This window comes from Bradyrhizobium sp. P5_C11_2, from assembly GCF_054049755.1.
In genome coordinates this window covers 1-2,337 of sequence record NZ_JBFULT010000830.1, presented here as the reverse complement: position 1 = coordinate 2,337, position 2,337 = coordinate 1, and the positions used below count along the sequence as shown (strand labels likewise).

General features: G+C 67.5%; 2 protein-coding genes. One reads left to right on the top strand and one right to left on the bottom strand.

Annotated features, from left to right (window positions below; genetic code table 11):
• Nucleotides 1-200 precede the first annotated feature (200 nt).
• A complete protein-coding gene (locus ACXJL8_RS39125; RefSeq protein ID WP_456620178.1) occupies nt 201-1,505 on the top strand; it encodes a multicopper oxidase family protein in 1,305 nt (434 codons plus the stop codon).
• Between the two features lie 125 nt (nt 1,506-1,630).
• Here ACXJL8_RS39125 and ACXJL8_RS39120 read toward each other — a convergent pair.
• Nucleotides 1,631-2,337, bottom strand: a 707-nt coding sequence (locus tag ACXJL8_RS39120) for an ADP-dependent NAD(P)H-hydrate dehydratase (protein WP_456686825.1), incomplete at its 5' end; no start/stop codon positions are given.

The following is a 2,337-nucleotide window of genomic DNA, read 5'->3' as shown; positions in this document are numbered from 1 at the left end:
CACTGGAACCTAAATCCAGCGCGTCTACCAGTTCCGCCACGCCCGCGTGAATTTGCATCAAGACCGGCCGCGATGCTGCGGGCGGCCGGGCTTATAGCATGTGCCTGACTGTTCGCAGCAAAAAAATGGCCGCCTGGAGGCACGCTTGACGTAGGCACGACGGCTGGACTTATCCAGCGCGGCATGGTCCGGATCGAGCCATGAAACTGCGGATTTTTGACCCGACTCGGCGTGAGGTTCTGGCCGGCCTTGGAGCCTCTGCCGCCGGGTTGATGGCGGGCGGCGCAGGCCCGCTCGTGACCGCCCAGCTCGCCCTTCAAGCCAGGCCGGCCACGCTGGCTCTCAGGCCGGGGCAGCCGGCCACACCAATCTGGGAGCTGGCCGCCGTAAGCCATCTCGGCGACGTCCGTCTCAAGCGTTTTGACCGCTGCGAAGTGGTCTTCCGGAACGACCTGCCTGTGCCGCTTGCGCCAGCCTGGTACGGCCTCAATGGCCCGGCCGCCGCCGACCCGTTGCGGGGACGCGCGCCGACGGCGCCCGACGCGACCGAAACATCAATTATTTCAGTACCCTACGCGGGAACCCTGCTGGCCGACTTTCGGCTCTTCGAGGATGGTCAGAAGCAGCCCGCGCGCCCGCTTCCGGTCATCGCCGCCGAGACCAACCGGGTCGCCGTCGATCGTGACGTGGTCCTCTTGATCGAGGAATGGCGCCTGCGGCCCGATGGGACCGCGCTTCCCCCGGGCCAGGACCCGAAGGACACGACCCCGCTTTATACAATCAACGGGCAGACTTCATTCGAACTCTCAGCCGCGGCCAATGAGCGGCTGCGGCTACGCTTCATCAACGGCTCGCAACGTTCTGTTCTGGCGATCAAATTGGATAACCACGAGGTCCAGATGATGGCGCTGGACGGCCAGCCGGCCGAGCCGTTCCCGGCGCGCAACGGTGCCCTGGTGTTGGCCCCCGGCGCCCGTGCCGACGCCTTCGTGGATACCACCACCTCGGCAGCGTTCGTTCTGCATGACGGCAAAGCGGCACGCCGGGTCGGGAGCCTGACGATCTCAGGCAATCGAGAACGGCGCGCACCGCTGTTGCCCCCACCACCGCTCCCTTCGAACGACCTGCCAGAGAAGCTCGATCTGAGAGGCGCCCTGCGGTTCGATGTCGCGCTCGGCGCACCCGACGCCGCTTGGACACGGCCGGCAAATTTCTCCACCGCCTCCGAACCGGCTTTCCGCGCCAAGACCGGCCGCACCGTCGTACTGGCCCTGAAGAACCCCGCCCCCGTCACCACCGTCTTCCACCTGCACGCCCACCATTTCCGCCTGCTCGACCGGCTCGACGATGGCTGGAAGCCCTACTGGCTCGACACGCTCGCGATCGAGCCCGGCCAGACCCAGCGCATCGCGTTCGCCGCAACCTCGCCCGGGCGATGGCTGATCGAATCCGTCGTGACCGACTGGGCCGCGCCGCGGCTGGTGCGCTGGTACGCGGTGGAGTGAGCGCTCCGCTCTGTAGGGTGGGCAAAGGCGCTCTTCGCGCCGTGCCCACCATTTTCCTGACGTTGGTAGGCATGGTGGGCACGCTTCGCTTTGCCCACCCTACGTGGCGCACGTGAAGCAAGTGCTCAGTACTCGATCCCCAGCGCACCATAAATCCGCCGGTGCACGGCCGGCAGGGTCTCGGTGAGATCTTCCGCGATCAGCCCCGGCCCCGCCTCGCTTGCCGCCTCGCCGTGCATCCACACGCCGATGCTGGCGGCTTCGAACGCCGGCACACCCTGCGCCAAAAGCCCTGCGATGACGCCGGAGAGCACGTCGCCGGCACCGGCTGTGGCCAGCCAGGGCGGCGCGTTGGCGGCGATGGTGGCGCGGCCGTCGGGCGCGGCGATGGTGGTATCCGGCCCCTTCAGCAGCACCACGGCGCCGGAACGTTCGGCGGCGGCGCGAACGCGCTCGAGCTTGGAGCGGCCGGGATGCTTGTTGCTGAGATCGGAGAACAGCCGCGGAAACTCGCCCTCATGCGGCGTCAGCACCACCGCATTGTCGTGCGAGGACTTGATCGATTCAAACAGGCGCTCGGGGTTTGCGGCAAAGCTCGTCAGCGCATCGGCATCGAGCACCAGATGCCGCTGTGCCGTGAGCGCGGTGTGGACAAAGTCGCAGGTCCGCTCGCCGATGCCCGCGCCGGGGCCGATCATGCAGGTGTTGTAGCGCTTGTCGCCGAGGAGCTCGGCGAACTCGACCGCGGTATCGACGGGACGGACCATCACCGCGGTCAACGCGCTTGCGTTGATCGCGAGCGCATCGCGCGGGCTCGCCAGCGTCACCAGGC

What these genes read in the sequence shown, in the direction of transcription:
- ACXJL8_RS39125 (WP_456620178.1), top strand. Translation starts at nt 201, where the DNA reads ATGAAACTGCGGATTTTTGACCCGACTCGGCGTGAGGTTCTGGCCGGC.